The sequence below is a fragment of the Geodermatophilus sp. SYSU D00867 genome (assembly GCF_054050315.1).
The window spans coordinates 107,750-125,975 of record NZ_JBJGZC010000004.1; the positions used below are offsets into that span (position 1 = coordinate 107,750).

15 protein-coding genes are annotated in these 18,226 nt (G+C 67.8%); 8 read left to right on the top strand and 7 right to left on the bottom strand.

From position 1 onward, the window contains the following. Window positions 1-68: 68 nt before the first annotated feature. A complete protein-coding gene (locus tag ACI8AK_RS05290; protein ID WP_456955361.1) occupies window positions 69-1,043 on the top strand; it encodes a hypothetical protein in 975 nt (324 codons plus the stop codon). Between the two features lie 792 nt (window positions 1,044-1,835). Here the strand turns inward: ACI8AK_RS05290 and ACI8AK_RS05295 are convergent. Next, window positions 1,836-2,123 (bottom strand): hypothetical protein, encoded by a 288-nt coding sequence (locus ACI8AK_RS05295; RefSeq protein WP_456955363.1) that lies wholly within the window; start codon window positions 2,121-2,123, stop codon window positions 1,836-1,838. Window positions 2,124-2,358: 235 nt separating this feature from the next. Between ACI8AK_RS05295 and ACI8AK_RS05300 the strand changes: the two genes are divergently transcribed. The 4 genes from ACI8AK_RS05300 (at window position 2,359) to ACI8AK_RS05315 (ending at window position 8,734) form a co-directional block, all read left to right on the top strand. Continuing rightward, window positions 2,359-2,871, top strand: coding sequence for an AfsR/SARP family transcriptional regulator (locus ACI8AK_RS05300; protein WP_456955365.1), 513 nt, complete (start codon window positions 2,359-2,361; stop codon window positions 2,869-2,871). A 663-nt stretch (window positions 2,872-3,534) separates the two neighbouring features. Then, the gene (locus ACI8AK_RS05305) at window positions 3,535-4,239 is read left to right on the top strand and encodes a hypothetical protein (RefSeq protein WP_456955367.1); all 705 of its coding nucleotides are present in this window, start codon (window positions 3,535-3,537) and stop codon (window positions 4,237-4,239) included. A 947-nt stretch (window positions 4,240-5,186) separates the two neighbouring features. After that, the gene (locus tag ACI8AK_RS05310) at window positions 5,187-7,631 is read left to right on the top strand and encodes a zinc dependent phospholipase C family protein (RefSeq protein ID WP_456955369.1); all 2,445 of its coding nucleotides are present in this window, start codon (window positions 5,187-5,189) and stop codon (window positions 7,629-7,631) included. Further along, window positions 7,631-8,734 (top strand): hypothetical protein, encoded by a 1,104-nt coding sequence (locus tag ACI8AK_RS05315; protein WP_456955370.1) that lies wholly within the window; start codon window positions 7,631-7,633, stop codon window positions 8,732-8,734. Before ACI8AK_RS05310 ends, ACI8AK_RS05315 begins: the two co-directional genes overlap by 1 nt. A 624-nt stretch (window positions 8,735-9,358) precedes the next feature. Here the strand turns inward: ACI8AK_RS05315 and ACI8AK_RS05320 are convergent. From ACI8AK_RS05320 to ACI8AK_RS05340, 5 genes are all read right to left on the bottom strand, one after another. Next, window positions 9,359-10,072 carry a hypothetical protein gene (locus ACI8AK_RS05320; protein ID WP_456955372.1) on the bottom strand — a complete coding sequence of 238 codons (714 nt, stop codon included), beginning with the start codon at window positions 10,070-10,072 and terminating at the stop codon, window positions 9,359-9,361. Window positions 10,073-10,142: 70 nt separating this feature from the next. Next, a complete protein-coding gene (locus ACI8AK_RS05325; RefSeq protein WP_456955374.1) occupies window positions 10,143-10,577 on the bottom strand; it encodes a hypothetical protein in 435 nt (144 codons plus the stop codon). 213 nt (window positions 10,578-10,790) lie between these two features. After that, window positions 10,791-11,054 (bottom strand): hypothetical protein, encoded by a 264-nt coding sequence (locus tag ACI8AK_RS05330; RefSeq protein WP_456955376.1) that lies wholly within the window; start codon window positions 11,052-11,054, stop codon window positions 10,791-10,793. Beyond that, window positions 11,054-11,464, bottom strand: a complete 411-nt coding sequence (locus ACI8AK_RS05335) for a hypothetical protein (protein WP_456955378.1) — start codon at window positions 11,462-11,464, stop codon at window positions 11,054-11,056. Before ACI8AK_RS05335 ends, ACI8AK_RS05330 begins: the two co-directional genes overlap by 1 nt. 824 nt (window positions 11,465-12,288) lie before the next feature. Beyond that, on the bottom strand, window positions 12,289-13,290 hold the full coding sequence (locus ACI8AK_RS05340) for a hypothetical protein (RefSeq protein WP_456955379.1): 1,002 nt from the start codon (window positions 13,288-13,290) through the stop codon (window positions 12,289-12,291). 406 nt (window positions 13,291-13,696) lie between these two features. On the opposite strand from ACI8AK_RS05340, the gene ACI8AK_RS05345 reads away from it, so the two are divergent. Then, on the top strand, window positions 13,697-14,950 hold the full coding sequence (locus tag ACI8AK_RS05345; protein ID WP_456955381.1) for a hypothetical protein: 1,254 nt from the start codon (window positions 13,697-13,699) through the stop codon (window positions 14,948-14,950). A gap of 493 nt (window positions 14,951-15,443) precedes the next feature. Here ACI8AK_RS05345 and ACI8AK_RS05350 read toward each other — a convergent pair whose 3' ends face one another. Continuing rightward, window positions 15,444-15,824, bottom strand: a complete 381-nt coding sequence (locus ACI8AK_RS05350; protein WP_456955382.1) for a hypothetical protein — start codon at window positions 15,822-15,824, stop codon at window positions 15,444-15,446. 638 nt (window positions 15,825-16,462) lie between these two features. On the opposite strand from ACI8AK_RS05350, the gene ACI8AK_RS05355 reads away from it, so the two are divergent. Together ACI8AK_RS05355 and ACI8AK_RS05360 are read left to right on the top strand one after the other, a co-directional pair. Next, window positions 16,463-17,329: a S8 family serine peptidase gene (locus ACI8AK_RS05355; RefSeq protein ID WP_456955458.1), complete on the top strand. Its 867-nt coding sequence runs from the start codon at window positions 16,463-16,465 to the stop codon at window positions 17,327-17,329. After that, a complete protein-coding gene (locus ACI8AK_RS05360; protein ID WP_456955384.1) occupies window positions 17,326-18,222 on the top strand; it encodes a cyanobactin maturation protease PatG family protein in 897 nt (298 codons plus the stop codon). Before ACI8AK_RS05355 ends, ACI8AK_RS05360 begins: the two co-directional genes overlap by 4 nt. The last annotated feature ends 4 nt before the right edge of the window (window positions 18,223-18,226 follow it).

Consider the following 18,226-nt stretch of genomic DNA (forward strand, 5'->3'; position numbering starts at 1 on the left):
GGTGACGAGGCGGCCCGCCCCCCGGATCCCGCAGTTCTGGCCCCACACCAACCCCTGAGGTGATGCCGATGCTGTCCACCACCATCGCGCGAGTCGCGCGGAGAGGCACCCGCCTGCTCGCGGACGCAGGGCGCCAGGCGTTGAGCTGGCTGGACGTCCGCGACGCACTGGACTCCCCATTCCGGTACGAACCGTACGGTCCGCTGGAGCGCGTGTCCGGGCAGAGCGAGACGGTCGTGGTGCTGGCCCGCGTGAGGACGCGCTCGGGCCGTCCGCTGCGGCGCGGACTGTTCGTCACATTCAGGATCACCCGCCCTCGGGACGGCGGGACGGTGGTCGCCGTCGGGCAACGCCCGGCGGTCACCGCGGTCGACGGCGAGTGGCAGTGCGTTCTGCCGATCTCCAGCGCCCAGGGCCTCGACGTGGTCACGTATAGATGGAGATGGCGGCCGGCGATGCGACTGCCGTCCGTGCTGATTCCCCCGGTGGCCCCGTCGGTCGAGTTGTCGTTCCGGGTCGGCGACCCCGTGTCCGGACCGGCGCCGTCTCCGCCCGCCGTGCTCAGTCCGGGGGCGGACGCAACCGTTCCCTTCGTACCGGCCCCGGACAGGCGGGTGTCCGTGCCGCTGCGCTGGCGCTTCCCGGCGGAGACCCAACCGCCGCTCGTTCCGGTGGAACCCACTGAGTTCTTCATCCTGCGGTATGTCACATGGCGTCTCGACGGTGGCGCCCCCGAGATGATCCCGTGGCACGTCGACCCCGCGACCGGGCGGCGGCTGACGGCGGTGTACCGGAGAGTCCCCGGAGGGGACTCTCCGTCGACCGGGCCGATCGTCTCCCACACGGAGCCACTACTGCCAGGAGCCCGGTACGTGTGGAGCGTCGCCCGCGTCGCGGACGGCCGCCCCAGCGCCTTTCCGCCCTCTCCGATCAACCTACCGGGCCTCGACACCATGGAGTCGGAGGGTCTGCTCTTCCGGACCCCCGAGCTACCCACGGTCGGAGGCGACCGGAACGCCGCGGCCACGTTCCGCACGAGTTGACGGCCGGCGGACCACCGGAACCGGTGCCCAGCTGACAGCGTCCCGGAACCTGGTCGCCGCATCGCCACCCGATGTGCGACGGACGTGTTGCCAGCAGAGACGGCCGTCGTCGGCACCCCCGACACCGGCAAGCCGTCGGTGCGGGGACGACCCTGTGACGCGCTCCGGACGGCGAAGCCCGTTGGTGGGCACACCGGCCGCCGGTTGAGGTGGCGGATGTGCGGCCGGCCGGGTGGGAAGGACGCCAGAGGCCGTAGCGGCCGCGGTCGATCTGCACCATCACCGGGGAGGCCATCGAGCGCGGCGTATGGGGCCTCAGCCAGCACGGAAGAGCGACTGGGTCCTGCTGCACAGCGGGAACGACTGCGGCAGCGGCACGTGCCTGCCCCGGATCAGGTCGGTGGTCAGTACAACTGGCCGGCACGGAGGCCCTGCAATCCGCGTAGGCCGCGGTGTGCGCAGAACCGCTGCACGTAAGAGCGCATCGTCCGGTCAAAAGGGTGTATCGGACGCAGGCCCATGCGGGAGAGGCGCTGCGAGCCTGCGACTGCTTCCGGGCTGTCCTCGTTGGGGTTGGGCCCAGCGACCTCGTACTCCGGCTGGGTTCGGAACCTTCGTCGCTAAGGTCGAGCGCGAAGTCGCCGTAGCAACGACAGCCCGGTACGGCGACCTTCTCGGCGAGCAGCTGCGAACAGCGACGATGAACTCGTAGGCGGTCGCGGCGATAGCCTCGGGCATTAGTCTGTGGGCTTGCGGCCAACCGTCGGGATGATCAGGAGGTAGACCTCCTGATCATTGGTCTTCAGTATCGGCGCGGATCTCGATCGTCCCCTCAAGCGACTTGAGGTCCTCGGTGGCCAAAAGGACGGGGGAGGGCCTGCCATGCACGGTCAAGCCCGCGCGCTCGCGCCGACCGCTGACGCGTGCGATCAGCGTGGACGGGTGAGCCTCGGCGTCGTCGTGGTTGAAACTCCGCGTCGACGACGCGACCAACTTACGACCAACAAACCACCCTCGACACCCGACGATGACCAGCGCTTGCCGGTGAGGGGAACGGCCGCTGACCTGCACGTTCGTCACTGATCAACGGTTGCCGAGCCACTCAAGATCAACTCGACGGTTCTCCATCCGCCTGGGTAACGGAGCTGACCGAGGATCGGTTGACGCCCTTCCGCTAGGGGTGCAGCGCCTCGTGGCTCACGTGTGCTTGTCCGGTCGACCGCCGCGGGCAGCCGTCGCCGGGCTTCTGTGGCCCGACGTCCCGGAGGAGCATGCCCACGGAAGTCTGCGCTCGGCCCTGTGGCGCCTCCACCGGGTGGTGCCCGGCCTGGTGCACGCCTCGGGCAGCGTCCTCTCACTGGCCGGCGGTGTTCGAGTGGACGTGCAGGAACTTGGAGACTGGGCGCGGAGGGTCCGGGACCCGGCCTGCCGCCTAGCTGACATCGACGTCCCCGACGCCGGACTGCGCGGTGAGCTGCTGCCCGGCTGGTATGAGGACTGGGTCCTCCTGGAGCGGGAACGGCTGCGGCAGCTGCGCATGCATGCGCTAGAGGAAGTCGCCGCGCGGTTGGCCGCGGCCGGGCGGTACGGCGAGGCGCTGCAGGCCGCCTACGCGGCCGTGCGCGCCGAGCCGTTGCGGGAGAGCGCTTACCGTGTGCTGATCCGCGTGCACCTGGCAGAGGGGAACGCCGCCGAGGCGTTACGCGCGTACGAGCAGTTCCGTGTCGTCCTCACCCGAGACATGGGTCTGGAGCCGAGCGAGCAGATGACCCGGCTCGTCACCGGCCTGCGGGGCGTGAACCGGATCCAGGAAGCCTCGGTGAGCTGACCCCGCGGTGACACAGCGGTGACGCGGTCCTCCTAGCGTCGTTCTCGCTGGCCGTCGAGGAGGGCTCATCGTGAACGAACCCGCTCTCCGCGCCGGGCGCAGGTCGTCGGGAGTGCGGCTGTGGTGGCAGGTCCGGGCGGTGGAACGCGAGGACCCCGACAGGGTGCAGACCTCGCGTGAACAGGGCGCAGATCTCCCGTGCCGGCGTGGCCTTCGGGATGGCCGAGCGGGGGGCGTAAGCGCGGTCCGCCCTTTCCTCCGTCTATACCTCTTGTGCGGCGAGCCCCCACATCGGACGACCGCCACATATTGTCGAGACATTCGTCGACGGCGGCGGGTTCGGCGGTTCGGTGATCGCCGCACGCCTCGCCCAGTGGGGCCCCGATTCGCCGGATGGCGAGGGAAGACGGATCGCGAGGAAGCCGATCATGGAGTGCAGGCACGGAGCCTACCGGTTCACGGGGTAGATGAGCCGCTGATGACGGCGTTTGGCGATGAGGAGGACCCCCGCAGCGACGGGCCCTCTCTCGGTGCCGTGTCATTGTCCGTGACCGTCTTCGATCTGCCGCGGGGGGCGGGCGGCCGCGCCTCGAGCCGGCCGGCCGGCCGGCAAGCCCACAGCGCAGGCGTCATCGACACGTAGCGACACGGCAGGGCAGCATCGTGAGCGTCTCGTGGCCGCAGGTCCTGCTCGGCGGGCTGAGTGGCGTGCTGCTGACCTTCGCCCTCGCGCGCGGACTGGACATCTCTCGCAATCGCCCGAACTTGTCAGTCCAGCTCGGCGAGACGCGGGAGCGGCTGTACGTGCGGAACCTCGGCGAGGGCGGCGCGACGGACCTCATCGTCTGCGACCCGGATGACCCGCTTGCACAGCTCGTCATCACGCTGGACATCCTGTGCGTCAACCACAGCTTCCAGCCCGATGCACTCATCCGGGCGCGCCTGACCGCGCCGTCGGTGGAGTGGCGGATGCCGGTCAGTGGGCGCATCCGCTTGGACGAGGCCTTCACCGGCGTGAACGTTGCCCCGCACAGCGTCACCCCCGTCCGGTTGCGGTTCTTCGTCAGCAAGGTGGCCGGTGCTGCACAGGCGGGCTTCGGCCACATCCCCGTCTGGTCAGAGGACTCCTTGCCCGACCTTGTCCTGGCAGTAACGACCGTCCGACAGCGGCGGGGCCTGTTCCCGTCCCGGTCCACACGGGAACTACCGGTGGAGGCCGGAGATGTCCGCCGCTCCCACCGGGAGGGTGTCGGCAAGCTGGAGATCCACTACCTCACGAAGCCCCCGCCGGGCGGACCGCCGGCGAGTCGCCGCGTGTCCCTCCTCCCGAACCTCAGGACGGGAGGGAGCTCTCGAGAACGTCCCTGACCACACCTCGCCGGTTCTGCCGCCGGGTATGGAGGACGCCCGCAAGGGGTGGGCGACGCGTCCCCGGCCGCCTGGCCGCCGCCCGCGCCGACCTACGGACGGACGGCGGGCAGCCTTGCCGTCCGTCTCGGCGATGCGCGGCGTCTGTTCCGGGCGCTGCAGCAGGCGGCTCCGTGACACGCGCCGGTCCTTCTGTGAGGGGGACGGCGGCGCGGCTATGCCTCGCGGTGCGGCCTGAGCCGTGACGGCGGATCCCAACAAGGTGTCCCCGGACGTCCGTGCCGCTGCGTGGACGGGGCCGGCACGAGGACCAGCCGGTGTGCCGTCGGCGCCAGCCACGCAGGATGCACCGTGAGGAGGAGCAGCGCCGGATCTGCGAGGGCGAGCGCATGCGGACGACCCTGAACCGGCGGCCAATGTCGGGATGGTCAGGGGTCGGCTGGCTCAGGTCATCAACGGCGTCGTCCGGGGGATGCCGGCCCGCCTCGATAGAGTCCCCGCCCCGCCACGAGCGTCGGGTTCGAGGATGCGCTCGACGACCGACATCCGGCCCACAAGCCAGCCTTCCCCGCCCGTCGCTGATCATCGGTCCCGCGGTGGCGATGCGGGGCATGGACCGAATCTGAGTGCTGGGTGAGCGGCGCACCGGTGATGCCTGGTGGCCCGGCGAGTCGCCGGAGACGGCATCATCCGGGTGCCTGGCAGCCGCTGAGCATCGGCAGGCACCACGACGGCACGGTCGTCGACGTGCACGTCGGCGACTGGTCGCTCGAGGTGTCGGCGGGCACCGAGCAGGATCGGTCCGTCCGTGATCCGCACGCCTGCCAGCGCTGACGGCGGTGGGCGATGCCGGGTCCGGCGGGGTGACAGGAGTGTGACGTTCCCGTGACGGCGCCTCCCTAGGGTCTTCTGCAACTCGGGGTCCTCCGGCGCGGCGGGGGGGGGGCATGCCTGGCTGGTACATCCACATGGAGGCCGCCCGACTGGCGGCCGATCGCTTGCGCAGCGGGCAGGTCCCGGGCGCTTACGGCCTGGATCCGGCTGAGGCTCAGCGTCTGGGTGACCTCGCCTACAAGTGGCGCAACTACCTGGCACTTGGTGCGCTGGGACCGGACCTGTTCTATCTGCTGCCGGACTTCAAGGCACCGCACGGCGGTCCCCTCCTCTCGGTGGCCGACTGGATCTTCGGCGTCTGGACGACGGTCGAGGACCACATCCTCGGTCCGTGGGATAAGTGGATGGGGCCCGTGGGGGCCAATGACAGCGCGATCGCAGCTCAGTTGACCGGCGGTCTGAGCAAACAGATCGGGCAAGCGGTGGACCTGTTGTCGGGGGCGGTCACCAACGCGATCCTGACCCTGCCGACCCGAGCGGTCGACATCTTCGGCCAGCTCACGTCCGGGCCTCCGCAGGGCTTCGCGGAGTCGGCCTTTTACTGGTCGGACATGCTGCACTACCGTCGTACCTACGACGTCCCCCGCGTCCTATTCGAGCGCGGGCGACAGCGGGAACTCAACGCGACCGATGACGACGAACGGGCGAACGGCGAGGCGGCCCAGGCATTCGCCATCGGATGGGCGAGCCACTGCGCGACGGACGTGGTCGGGCACGCGTTCACGAACGCCAAGTCAGGCGGCCCCTTCCGCCTCCACTGGCAACGGCACCACCTCGTCGAGAACCACTTCGACTCGAGGGCCTACGCCGACCGGTACGGCACAGGTACGCACTACCGGACGATCGGCTCGTCCGGACTGCACTTCCGCATCGCATGGAGGGTCCGCGCGGATGCCCCGTACAACGGACGTGCGGACGCGCCCGCCTACGACTACTTCGCTGGACTGCCGGCCTACGACGTCGATTCCGACCCGGCCTCCGAACACGCTCGGCGCCAGCACTTCTCGATGTCCCCCGAGCAACTGCCCGAGCACCTCGTCACCCTGCTCACGGAGACGTTCAAGCAGGTGTACGCGGACACGGCGCCCGACATCACGCCCGAAGTCCTCAACACAGCGGCTCCCGCCTACAGCGACGACGGACGGCCCAACGCCGACGCGCTGCAGGTCATGTGGCAGATCGCCTTCCGCTATCTGGCTCACCTGTCCACATCCGGCCTGTCCCTCGAGCCGCCTTCCCCGCCTGCACTCATCAACGACCACTCATTCCCGACACCCCCTGGCGGGACGAGTGCCTCCGATCCCGACCGCGGCGTGGACCTTTCCGACGACGACGTCACCTTCTTGGACATCCTGCTCGCCATCATCGCGTGGGTGCTGTTCATCGGGCAGGTGGTGATCTGGCTGGTCACCATCCTGCCGGGACTGATCATCGACGTGGTGACCTTTCCGGCTCGGGCGATCCTGCACTATGCAGTCGTCAGCCCGCTGTACTCCCTATACATGGCATCCCGACGTCTGCTCGTGATGACCGGGTTCATCACGCCGGACACCCGTGAGATCGATCCAGGTTTGGTCATGCTCGGGCGGAGCAGCACCTTCTTCCGCGGGGCGCTCCGGGGCGACCTCGCCGACCCGACGGGGTTTGCGCCGCTGCCCGCCGGATTCGACGAACCGACCGGCCGTCCCGATCCAGCTGACGCTCGGCACGCCGATCCCGCCTACCCACGGGACACCCCGAGGGACCCCGTTCCCGTGCTCGCGCAGTTGCTGCTCGCAGCAGGCGCCCCGCCCGTCATCCCCAGCAATGGAACTCTGGATCCCTATTCGGAATGGGTCGCCCCATGGCGCTACCCCGAACGGGACATCCAGGGCTTCCGCATCGGCTGGGAGGCCGACCTCGTGCATGCGGGTCCGTACCTCGTCGGGGACGCAGCGCCGGTTCTGCTCGACGACAGCGCCACGGACGTGGCGGTCGCGGCCGAGTACGAGGCGGCCACGGGCCCCGATCAGACGGAGGAGATCACTGCCACGTACCTGCCGGACGGGCGGCACCTGGGCTCGCCCGTGGACTACACGCTCTACCTCGTCTCAAGGTTGTCCAACGGCCAACCCGTGCGCAGTTTCAATCTCGACTCGGACCGGGCCTACGCCTGGCAGTGCTGGGACTGGACGAGGCACGTGCCGGCCGCGGACCCCGCCGACCCCGCAGGCCTCCAGCAATTGTGGAGGTGCTGGCCGGCGGGGACGCCGGAGTTCGAGATGCAGCAGCCCTGCACGCCGCCGGCCCAGTTCGATCCGTACGGCGTCGAACACCAGCCGGCTCCGCCGACCGCCCCGCTGCCGGAGCACAGCTTCGACCCGACCGATCGTCGGCTGGTCCACTACCTAGATCCTCAGGCGGCCTCCAGCGAGTGCGGCAACGTGGTCGTCGGCGAGGACATCCGGCAGAGCGACAGGGATCGGGTCGGAGATCTACCACCGGAGGGACAGGGCTAATGCCGGACCAGCACGATGCCGTGCGAGGCACCGCGCCGTCAGGGCAGGATCCGGAGGTTCCGCTCGTCGAGGCGTTGCCGGATCGGGATCCGGCATGGCAGCCATCCGACCTGGCCGGTGACCTGCGTCGTCGTTTCGGCCGTCAACTGACCGACAGGCCGCCCGATCGGCTCTGGTTTCCCCACCTGCTCATCCGTGGCACCCCAGGTGACTCGGGAGGACGTCCGCTGTGGGAGCCGGTGCCCTGCTGGTTGAGTCCGGACATCCACCTGCTGCCCGAGCTGCCTCCCGGGGATCCACTCGACCTCACCCAGGCTGTGCAGAGCCCGACGATCGGTGACCGCTACACGGTGGCCGTGCATGTGTGGAACCTCGGGCGGTTCCCCGCCTTCGGCGTAGCCGTGCGCGCCTACTGGGTCGCACCCGGCTTCTTCGCCGGCAGCCCGGACCCCACCTACGGCCCTCACTTCATCGGCGGCACGTTCATTGAGCTCGGCGACCGCGATTCTGGTCAAGCCCATCGGGTCGTGCCCATCCCACAGCCCTGGACCGTGCCCGACGTGGAGCAGCGCCACGCCTGCCTGCTCGCCGTCGTGGAATCATTCGCGGACCCATGGACCGGGGTACTGGCACCCAACTCGGATCGTCACGTCGCCCAGCGGAACCTCGTCCTGCTGCAAGGAGACGAGGACGTGGGGAACCTACTCAATGTCCTCGGTCGGCGCATCGAGCGCGGCGAGGGTCTCGACGTGCAGCTCGGCCACGCGCGGACACCGTCCCTTCGGGGAGCGGTGGAGCGCGGGCTGGCCTCCAACGACGACGTGTCCATCGGCCGAGGTCCGGTGACACTCGCCCGGATGACGCCGCTCACCAGGCTCCTGAGGGGAGACGGGGAGTGGTTGACCCTGCGCCTTGGCGAACCTACTGGCGGCCCGGTCAGCACCGGCCACGACGATCTCGCCCCCGTGGTCGTGGATGCGCTGGGTGCAGCCGGAACGGTCGCAACGGATCTGCTCAACGGCTCTCGCCTAGCGGGGGCCAACAGAGTCGCGCTGCACTTCACCACCGAGACAACTGGCTACACGATCATGTTGGCCGGCTGAGCAGACGGCGTGGACACGGTCGCCCGGCCCGGCATCAAGCTGGGCAGCCGGCGCCGCGTGCCGGGCGCCCCGCCGTCGCGGTGAACCGGTGATGAAGTGTGAGCGCTGATTTAGCCGCTTCTCCCGCCGCAGAACCCGCCGTGTACGGCCGCACCGGACGTCCCAGCGTCTCGGGTCTCGGACCAAGCCGTGCTCGAAGGCGTCATCCTTGTCCCATCCACCCGGATCGGCTGGGCCGAGCTGCTCACCTTGTGGGGCCACGGCCCGGGTGGGACCTGTTGCGGCAGGTGCAGGAGTGAGCCGCGGCCGGTGTCCTCGATCGGCTGCACGAGGCGGCGCTCGACTGCTTCGCCAGCAGGTCCAGCCGGACCGGTCGCGGGCCGGGCTGGACTCGGTCAGCGTCCGGGTGGCCAGCGGTCACCAGACCGGGCGATCCCACCGACCAACGGCAAACGTGGCACAGGACGACTTGCCCGTCGACCCCTGAGTAGTCGGCATTGACGCGGGGAACTGGAATGGCGATCGGCAGGCTTGGAGGATCCCATCGGCCTCATCGAGGCGCTCCTGCCACGTCGCGCCTGCTGTGAATTCCAGGCAAGTGGACACGCCGCGTCCAGGGGTCGCTCACAAGAATAGCCGAAGTATCGCCATGCCCCCAAATTTGTCGAAGACCATCTGCAGTAGTTCTTCGTCCCTCTCGTCGCCACTCAGCTCTCTAGCTGCTCGGCTGAAGTCGAAGTCGGCGCGCACGAAATCCTCGTTCGACCCCTGCAGAAGCAGTTGCACGCTCTCGGGAACACCTCGGGTTCGACGCAGTTCGGCGAATCGTTGCTGCTGAATCGACGAGATCGAAAGCCCCACGATGTTCGTTATACATCGAAGTTCCGACCCGTGAAGAATGACTTCGAACTGGTCGGCGGCGGCTTCTAGTTCGGATACCCTGGAAGCGGCCGCATCGTCCACAATCCCTTTGGCTCTTGCCGCCTCGACAACGGGCATCACTGCGTCGATCTGATGGTCTAGTTCTGACGGATCCTCCGTCGGGCCCAGGAAATCGGAGAACCTTGAGCTGGCGCTCGCGTTCGAGTATATAATGCGCGCGTTGTACACGTAGGGTCGGGGACCGCCATCCGGAGGAAGTGGTCCGCGGAACTGGCGCCGGTCCACCACAATTTTGTTGACGTCGTCGATCGTCGCCCTTATCTCACTGGCGGCGGACCTGATCATCGAAATGGCGCCTGTTATCGCCTTTCTCGCAACTGCAGACTTTTCGAACTCCGGGTCGAGTTCCGTTAGTACGAATAGGCGGACGCCGAGTATCTGAACGTGGTTGAACACCAGAGCCGCGCTCGGGTATACACGATTGGCGTTTAACTGGAGGACGTCGACTACTGCTCCTGCGGATCGATCAAGTGCAAACACCCTTCATGACCTCGGAGCCGGAGCGCCGCCAGTTGTCTAGCGCTTGCACGGCCTGGTCCGCGTCCCCCAGTTTATCTGCAAGCGTGCTGCGGAAGATCGTCTTGTCGAGTTCTTTGAGTGCGTCAAGGATGTCGGAGCTCGCCTCCAGGATTATCTTGCGCGACTGAATTACGGCATTGTAGGTGGCAAGGACCTTGTCGCGAGCAGGGTCGTTCGGGCCAGCAAAGAACTCGCGAACAGTATTCGCGAAGCCGTAGAGGCTGGTTACTGCCCCTGCATATGTCCCAACAGCCTTGATAAGAGCTAGGAGTCCGGCAAATCCCGCAAGTGCCATATCCAACCACTCCTCGGGAGCGATCGCGGCAGCGTGCGACCCGGCAGGTTGAGCGCGATAGAAGATGATACGGACGCGATACCGCACCTCCGAAATGGGCGCTGGCGGACAACTAGTTCCACTTGTCGGGCGGTGTTGCGGGGTGCGCCCGTGAGCCTCGGCGGCTACTCGGGCTCTCCGGCCGACGGTCAGCGACGAGCGCGCGGCGTGTGGCGGATGGGCACTCGCTCGTACTCGGTCGGGACGACTTAGTCGCAGGGCCGTCCCTCTCCCTGGAATCCGAGATGGCGACTGGAGGGGTCAGCGCATGTGGACCGTCATGGCGACCGGTGAAGTCATCCAGAAGTTGCAGTAGGCGCCCGCGACCGTGGCCCCGAACGGTTGGCTGCTGTTGTGTGTTCCCCAAGTGTGCCAGGGGGGAAGGCTGGAATTGCGCTCCCAGTCGATGGTCACTCCTGGCACGTCGAACGTCACTGTGTAGGTCGTGAAGGCGAATGACGACCAGATGATCTGTGTCTTCTGGCCGGCAGGCAAGAAGACGCTGGTCGTTCCGCTGCCGGGCATCAGAGGTCACCCACGTCGAAGGGGTGGCTCGGGCGGATCTCGTACTCGCCGCGCTTGAGTTGCGCAATGCGCTCCCGTGCAGCGGTTTCATGGGCGCGAACGATGGCCATGTAGACCTTCTTCAACAGGTCCAGGTGGTCCGTTACCGGCAGGAATTCATTTGGGAACCTGTCCCTCGCGTCCTCGGCGCTGATCTGAATGCCGGGCGTTTCGTAGCGGCCCGCCGAGTTCGCTACCTGCAGTAGGGCGCGCTCGATCTCGGTGTCCGCGGTCAACGGGTATGCCGCGGCGTCCAGCCCAGCTGCAATCTCTAGCGCGGCGAACAACTCCGGGGCCAATTGTCGGGCGACTGCCAGTACCTCTGGATCCGCAAGGCGGTAGTTCTCCAGCGAGCCACCGGATGGGTTCATGCTCACTCTCCGTCGGTCGAGGCACCTAGTCCGGATTCATGGTGAGGCGGAGGCGTCACCACGGCGTCACCGGGACGTCACCCCCCAGTCATGACCGCATGGGGTTAGGCGACACCGACCGGCGCCGCCCGCTCGAAACCCTCGCGTTGTCGGGCGTCGACCTCATACCAGCTAACTGGTCGAGCCTTCGGGCGCAGCGTTGCCTTGTGGGTCACCTCGGCCTCGGGCGGAGCGCGGGCACGGGCGCGGTCACCATCGGACGGTTCCTTCGTGGATTGCCTGCGGCGTCACTCCGCAACCTTCTAAGGGATGACCCTGGGCCGAACGGACGGACAGCTCCGTGCGTACGCGCCAGCGAAATCGTGCTCTATTGAGGTGGCCGGGGCTCCGTTGACTGACCCACATCGCGCAATCGCAGCCGGCGCGATCGGCGGCCCGTCAGACGGAACCTGCCACGTACTCGACCTTCTGCACGCACTCGAGCCAGGGTGACCTTGCGCTAGTGGGTGTCCGACGGAGCAAGAACGCCAGGTCGGTAGGCGGCCAGGTTAAGCGCGTTGGGGTAGTTGCGGACGCGAGTGTCGATGTCAGTGGCAGCCCCGTGGCGAGGCCAACGCCTCCACCATCATCGCCTCACCGAGGCGGGCCTCGCGGCCAAGGACCGCGCGGCCCGGCGGTCGCGCGCAGAGGGGTCTGCGGCTGACCGCCCCGACCTGCATCAGTGACGGCTGACTTTCGCGGGCGGCGTTCTCAGTAACACCGCATGGGGGTGGCTACAAGCCGGGTCCGCGGGGGCAGACCCGGGGCGCTCGCGGGGCTGTGAACTACGGCACCTGCTCGTATACGACGCCGTTACCCAGGCTGAACGTGCTCGGCCTGGTACTGGCTGCCGGCTCGTCCACCAGGTCGTGAACCGCGGCTGCGACAGGCACGGGCTCATCCCCAGACACCGCCCGGGACGATAGGTCGCGGCGCTCGTAAGTCACCGACTCCTCATCGCGCAGGACCGTGATCTCACGCGGTTCACTGGCGGATAGAGTGGCGGTGACGACCTCAGACGCCGTGGACGCCCCGACGGCGATGAGCATGTTGTCCACCGGCTGCGCTCGTCGAGGCCGCGGAACCCTCACACGGGTCTGGCGAACGTGCTCGAGCACCAACGCGCCGAGTGGTGACAGCTCCCAGGACAGACCGGAACGACCGCGGGTAGCGACGACCAGGCGATCGGTCCGCAGCTTCTTGCCGAGCCTGCTCAGTTGCGCCTCGTCGATGGCGGCGCCACGACCTCCTCCGGCCAGTGTCGTCTCTCTCATGCGCTCGCGGATCCCGCGGCTGTTGATTCCGGGCTCCTGCTCGACGATGCGCAGGAAGCTCTCAGCGCGGGTGCCCGCGACCGCCGCCGCGAACGCGACGGGAGCAATCCGCTCCTGCGCCGTGCGTACGAACTCCATGGCCATGTGCAACCAGCACTCCGCCTGGCGCAGGGCGTCGAGGCGGGGGCCCGGCGCATTCCTGGAGGCCTCCTCGTGCTGAGCGACCGCGAGCGCGCGGTTCAGCCGGCGGAGCAGCCCGTCGAGGAGGTCGACGGCCGCCTTGTCCCGGGCGAGGACGGCGTCCACGACCACGCGGCTGACGCGCTCCCACCAGCTGCCGTCCAGGTTCTGCAGACCGCTTGGGGGAGGGCCGCCTGGGCTGAAGACGACTTGTGAGAGGTCGAGGACCTCGTGCTCCAGCGGTGTCCGGCCGGGGGAAGGCTCCGGAACGGTGGTGACCTCCTGCATGGCGGCGGTGAACGCGTGCGCGCCCCATTCCTCCGTGGTGGACATCACTTACCTCCGGGTGGCCGTAGTACTTCCGCATCCAGTGAGAGGCCGGGTCAAGTGGATGTCAAGTTATCAGTGCAGTGCAGTGCCGTGCAGTGGCGAGTCGGCACACTGCGTAACGCCCCGCCACTACGGCCGACGTCTCGGCGCAGGCCTCCCGTGTAGGCCCCCCTGTGGGCGTAGGGGAGCGGAATATGACGGGACCTGACCCACCACCCGCCAGGGGGTTGGCATGGCTCACGAACGAAACCCCAGGGCGCCGCGTCGGTGTCTGGATGCCGCAGAGACCTTCGCGTTCCTCGCCCATCGGCTGCGTCGATCACCGCCGGACCGACTGGACATGGCTCGGTGGCGGACGGAGACGAGGAGGTCTATCGCCGAGTCGTCCCACGCCATTGCGGAGGCGGGGGTGGTCACGGAGGACCAACTCAGGACGGGAACCCAGGACGCGCGATCCGCCTTCTTGCTGTTGCGCGCCATCGACGAGGCGTTCGCCACGGTCGTGCCCTATGCCGCTCGGGACGGTCACGGCCGGCTGGGCCACCACGTGGACGTCCTGTGCCGGCTCGGTCGCTACAACGCCGACGCGGCGTACGGCGCCGTCATCCCCCGGCGCGCCTTTCCTGCGCGCCCCAACATCGTCCCGGATCATGAGGCGGAGCACTTCGAGCACCTGCTGTTCGTGCCCTGTGCGACCGAGCCGGGTACCCGGCTCCGGCTGCGGCATGTCCCCGCCGCGTTTGACTTCCGCGCGGGAACCCCCCCGCGGCTCGTCGTCGGCTGCGTGGCGTTCGTCAAGGACCTGGATGAACTGGACATCCGGAGGATCGAGGACTTCGGCGCCTGGTACTCGATCCGCCCGAGACTTGCCGGTATCGACGACACAAACCACTGGCGTCGGCGCATCGAGGCTGCCCTATGCGAACTCGACAGGTCGGGTGCACACATCGGAGTCCTCCCGGAACTCGCGCTCAACGACGAGCTCCTGGATCTGTGGAAGCAAACCTTGCTGCGCGTGGAACGGCCCCGCGACGGCCACCTCCACTGGATCCTCGTCGGCTCGGGTCCGCTGACCGCGGAAGGCGAGGCCCAGCAACCCCGCAACCAAGCGGTGCTGCTACACCGGGAGACCGGCCGCGAGGTGCTCCGGCAGGACAAGTGCGAGCCCTTCACGCTGGACGACGCCCAACTCCACGACTGGCAACTTGCCGGCCACCTAGCCCCAGGGCCCGTGGCGGAATGGATGAAGGAAGGGCGCGATCGCCACGTCCTCGACAGCAGGGTCGGCCGGATCGCCATCCTCATCTGTGAGGACCAGGCGCGTCTCTTCACGGTGGGCAGCGAGGTCTCTACGCTGGGCCCCACGCACCTCTTCATCCCCATTTTCGCGCCTCCGATCGTCCGTTTTCGCTGGCAGGAGAACGCCGCCCGGCAGTTCGCCACGCACGGCGGGTCGTGCAGTGTCGTGACGACGAGTTGCGCGGTGAAGTTGCCGCCGCACGTCGAGGCGTCGACAGAGGAGGACCAGTACGGAACGGCGCTCGCGGTCGTGCCCCGGACCGAGGGCCGAGCAAGCGACTCCTGGGCGAGCGTCGATGGCTACCTTCAAGATGCCGCCGGTGATCCGGTTCGCGTGTTGACTTTTGAATTGCCCTGCTGCTGAGCACGGTCGGAGTTGACAGGCAGCATGCAGTCACGCGATCCATCCGGCGTGCTCTTACATTACGTGCGGTGAACCGCGTGCCTGCTCAAGTAGGTCTTGAGGACCGAGCCGTTGCCGTCCCGCCAGCGGTCGAGCGGGTCGAGGGGCGGGATGAAGCTCTTGGCGCGACTACTGGCTATCGCCTTAGGGAGTTTGAGCCGGAGTGGTGGTCGTCTATGTCGCATATAAAGGCATGGTTGCCTACTGTCTTCGAATTATCGCAAAGCGCCTAGCAATAGAATAGTCAGGGCGCCCGCGGGTGGTCAGCGGTTCAGTCGGATAAAGCGGCCAAGGAACCGATCCGGCTCACGGTCCCAGGGTCCGAGGTCCCAGCGGCGCATCTCGCCGCTGTGCGAGCTAACGAGCCAGCTCTGCTGATCGACGTCGAGGAAGGCTTGGGGTGCCTCGATTACTCCGTCGCGCTCGCCCTTGTAGTGAGCGCCGGATTTGCGGTTCAGGCTGCGGAGACCTCACCCATCGCTGGGTACTCGACGTCCGCGGTGCGCCGGATCACGGCGCAAGGCCAAACCGAGGCTGGCGCCGGAGCCGTGTTGGAGGTGTCGCGCCAGCCGCCCCGGGGAGAGGGGAAGACTGGTCGGCCGCCGCGGTCATCGGCGGTCGCATCGAGGCGCTCGGCGCGGTCGCGCAGCATCGCGGTGCACCAGCGGGGCAGCACGAGGATGCGCTGGCCGGCGTCGATCTTGGTGGTCTTGACGAACAGGCCCTGGCCGCGGACGTGGAAGGCGGCCGCGCGCACCTGCACGGTGCCGGCGTCGAGGTCAACGGCGTTCCAGGCCAGGCCGCAGGCCTCGCCGATGCGCAGCCCGGTGGCCATCAGGAAGGCGACAAGGACGTGACCGCCCTGTAGATGCCTGGTGGCGTGGCGGCGCCCCTCGCGTTCTGCCCTTGGCTGCGGCCGTGATTTGGGTGGTGCTCGGGAAGGCGTGTTGCGTCGTCCACCGACGCTGCGCCACCTCAGTCACCGTGCCAGGCGGCAGCGGCCCCGCAGTCAGGGTCGGCGCTACCTATTCCCGCATGTGCTCCATTCACCGATCGGATGCCAGTCGGCACTGACCGGTCACCATGCGTTTCGACACGCCAGTGACCCTCCGAGAGGAACACGGCGGGGGGCCAGGACCCGCCTTGTCCCTACCTTCACGAGTCATTGCCCGCTCGGTATTATGCGGAACGCCGTACTTGCCTCTGGTCGCCCGATCATCATGTCAGCACTGGGGATGAGGCCGATGGCGCTTCCGCAGATCGTCTGACGGGCGGTACGGGTTCGTTCTCGTAGAGAGTCCGCGAGGGCAATCCCGGTCCGTTCGTCCGCTTGGCGACCCATAACCGGTTGACCAAGCACCACCTCTTGCGCGGCCTACCGGGAATGCCTTCACCAGGATCCCTCGAAGGGCACCGCCGATGGCGGACATGCTTCCTCCCGATCCCCTCGACGCCGTTGGTCTTCGACGACTGATGGCGATCGAGAGCGGCCACCGGGACGTTGTCGTGGCCATGCTCGATGGGCCGGTCGCCCGGTCGCACCCAGATCTCTCGACGGCACACTTGAGGCGTGTGGGCGCGGACGGGTTCGCCACCGCAGAGGGAATGACCAGTCCAATCTGTCAGCACGGCACCTTCATTGCGGGCGTCCTATGCGCCCGGCCGTCGTCGCCCACACCGGGGATCTGTCCTGGCTGCACCGTGCTGGTCCGGCCGATATTCCACCTGGAGACGGCCTCCGACCCACCGCTGGCCAGCGGCGGCGAGCTCGCCTGCGCTCTTGTGGAAGCGGTGCAGGCGGGTGCTCGCATCATCAACATCAGCGCAGTGGTGAGCCCCTCCGTGGGGCCGGAGTCGGAGCTGGCCGATGCGCTCGGATTCGCGGTGCATCGCGGCTCCATCGTCGTCGCAGCGGCAGGCGGTGACCACGAGGTCACCAGCTCGACCCTGACACGGCATCCGGGAGTCGTCCCGGTTGTCGCCTGCGACGCCACCGGACGACCAACGCCTTCATCCAACCTCTCGCGATCGATGGGGATCCGCGGCATAGCCGCACCCGGGACCTTGAGGGGCCTCGCTACCGACGGGCCACCCACCGTCAGCAGCGGCACCAGCGTCGCAGCCGTCGTGGTGGCTGGAACCTGCGCGTTGCTGTGGTCCACGGCGCCCGGAGTCGCCGCCGAGCGGGTGACCTTCGCCCTCAGGGGTGCTGGCCGTCGGACGTCCGTCGTCCCGCCTCGCCTGAACGCCTGGGCCGCCTACATGCGGCTGCGCGGTGGCGCCGGGGGGCGAGCCAGCCAACCGGGACGAGTCCCCCAGGGGGAAGGAGCACTTCGATGAGCGAATCGGTGACTGGAGAGCGGCCCTCTGGGGCAGCGTCTGCGGACGCGTCAGGGGTCTCGACTGCCACGAGCGTGGTGCGGCCGGATGCGGCCGGTGCAGCCGTGACGTCCGGCCCCCCGCCGCAGTCCTTCGTCTACGCCATCGGGCGCGTGGAACCGCGCTTTCCGACTCTCGGAGTGGAGAAGGAGTTCGCGCAGGTGATCAGCCGCACCGATGGTGCCGGACAGACCGATCGCGAGATGCTGCAACGAACGCTCACGGATCCTGGTAATCGTTATCTGGCGCGACACCTCTGCTGGACACTCCTCATCGAGGGTCTCGAGACATATGTCCTGATTCCCAGGGACGGAACCGATCTCGACCTGCTCATCGAGACCGTTCGCACCGGATCTGATCGAGGTGACATGGATGTCGTCGTCGGTCGACGGGGGCCTATCGCGCCCCCCGACCTGTGCGGCGGCCTCGCTGTTCCGGTTGTCGTCCTCGACCAGTTGTGGTCGTTTACCCGCGACTCCCTGCTGGAGGCGATCCCGCGAGCGGGCGATCAGGATGATGAACGCTTCACTGTAGCCGCCGGGGAACTGCTCGACCGGGTGATGCAGTTAGCCGACAACGCCGGCGCCACCAGCGCCCACCGCGCGCTGAACTACTTGGCGGTGCGGTATCCGGCCATATACGTCCGCACGGCCGAGGCCTTCAACGAGAATCAGTCCTTGAGTGCCGTCGACGTTCGACCGTCGCGACTGGCCGGCGTGCGCGACATCGTGGACGTCATCTTCCGTTACACGCACAGGCGGACCGATGTCACGGAGAGCTTCTTCGTCCGCGTTGATGTCACTGAGGAATTTCCCTTCCTGGTTTCCCGCCTCGCTCCGTTCTACGACCGATGAGGCA

Bases quoted from the DNA above. Each gene is read 5' to 3' on its own strand.
- ACI8AK_RS05290 (WP_456955361.1), top strand. From the start codon at position 69: ATGCTGTCCACCACCATCGCGCGAGTCGCGCGGAGAGGCACCCGCCTG.
- ACI8AK_RS05310 (WP_456955369.1), top strand. From the start codon at position 5,187: ATGCCTGGCTGGTACATCCACATGGAGGCCGCCCGACTGGCGGCCGAT.
- ACI8AK_RS05315 (WP_456955370.1), top strand. From the start codon at position 7,631: ATGCCGGACCAGCACGATGCCGTGCGAGGCACCGCGCCGTCAGGGCAG.
- ACI8AK_RS05330 (WP_456955376.1), bottom strand. From the start codon at position 11,054: ATGCCCGGCAGCGGAACGACCAGCGTCTTCTTGCCTGCCGGCCAGAAG.
- ACI8AK_RS05335 (WP_456955378.1), bottom strand. From the start codon at position 11,464: ATGAACCCATCCGGTGGCTCGCTGGAGAACTACCGCCTTGCGGATCCA.
- ACI8AK_RS05340 (WP_456955379.1), bottom strand. From the start codon at position 13,290: ATGTCCACCACGGAGGAATGGGGCGCGCACGCGTTCACCGCCGCCATG.
- ACI8AK_RS05350 (WP_456955382.1), bottom strand. From the start codon at position 15,824: ATGGCCACCGGGCTGCGCATCGGCGAGGCCTGCGGCCTGGCCTGGAAC.
- ACI8AK_RS05355 (WP_456955458.1), top strand. From the start codon at position 16,463: ATGGCGATCGAGAGCGGCCACCGGGACGTTGTCGTGGCCATGCTCGAT.
- ACI8AK_RS05360 (WP_456955384.1), top strand. From the start codon at position 17,326: ATGAGCGAATCGGTGACTGGAGAGCGGCCCTCTGGGGCAGCGTCTGCG.